Here is an 859-nt window from a genome sequence, read left to right as displayed (position 1 = left end):
TCGATGCCGAGCGACACGCCGGTCAGCGTATTGCCGAGGATCATCCCGAGAATCGGAATCGCATACTGCGGTTCGTACCAGGGGCGAATGCGGATCACGACGAACAAACCGACCGCGGCCACCAGCCACGAACTGACCCAGATCGACAGCACGCTGTCGGCGCGTTGCCCGGCATAGGTACGGCTGCCGCGCCCCGCGCCAGCGAATCCGGCGATCAGCGTCATCACGATCATCAGCGGCAGCACGACGTACCAGCGGTCGTAACTGAACACCCAGCCGAGCACATAGCCGATCGCAAGCAGTTGCACCACGGTGCGCAGCGCAGCCCATGCGAGCTTGCGTTCGAGATCGAGCTTCAGCGCCACCGACACCGCGCCGTTCACGACGATCAGCAGCGCGGCGATCGCGACGTCCCACAAACTCAGGTTCTGCAATGTCATGGCGCGGGCTCCGGATGGGCGGACATGGGCGCGGCGATTTCGCCGAGCTTGCCGGCGCGCATCGTCAGATGGCGTTCGCTCATGCGCGCCGCTTGCGCCGGATCGTGCGACACCCAGACCGACGCATGACCGCCCGGATCGGCGTCGAACCACGCGCGCACCAGCGCTTCGATCGCCAGCGAGGACTCCGGGTCGAGCGATGCGGTAGGTTCGTCGAGCAGCAGCACCTCGGGCGCGAGTTCCAGCACGCGGATCAGCGCGGTGATCTGCGCTTCGCCGCCAGATAGTTCGCTCGCGCGTTTGTCGAGAAAGTCGTCGGCGCGGCCCGCCTGCGTGGCGAGACTCGTCGCTCGCGCGCGGTCGAAGCGCACGTCGCGATAGGCGTGCAATTCGAACGGATAGCGCAGGTTGTCTTCGAC

2 protein-coding genes are annotated in these 859 nt (G+C 66.1%); both read right to left on the bottom strand.

Annotated elements, in window-relative coordinates:
- Positions 1 to 440, bottom strand: a 440-nt coding sequence (locus CIC12_RS12725; protein WP_168664461.1) for an ABC transporter permease, incomplete at its 3' end; no start/stop codon positions are given.
- The coding region (locus tag CIC12_RS12720; RefSeq protein ID WP_168664460.1) for an ABC transporter ATP-binding protein at positions 437 to 859 on the bottom strand (423 nt) is incomplete at its 5' end. The genes CIC12_RS12725 and CIC12_RS12720, both read right to left, overlap by 4 nt.

The sequence above is a fragment of the Paraburkholderia sp. SG-MS1 genome (assembly GCF_012275575.1).
In the GTDB taxonomy this organism is placed as follows: Bacteria; Pseudomonadota; Gammaproteobacteria; order Burkholderiales; family Burkholderiaceae; genus Paraburkholderia.
Note: the sequence above shows the minus strand (reverse complement) of the source record. Positions and strands in the feature narration are given on the sequence as shown.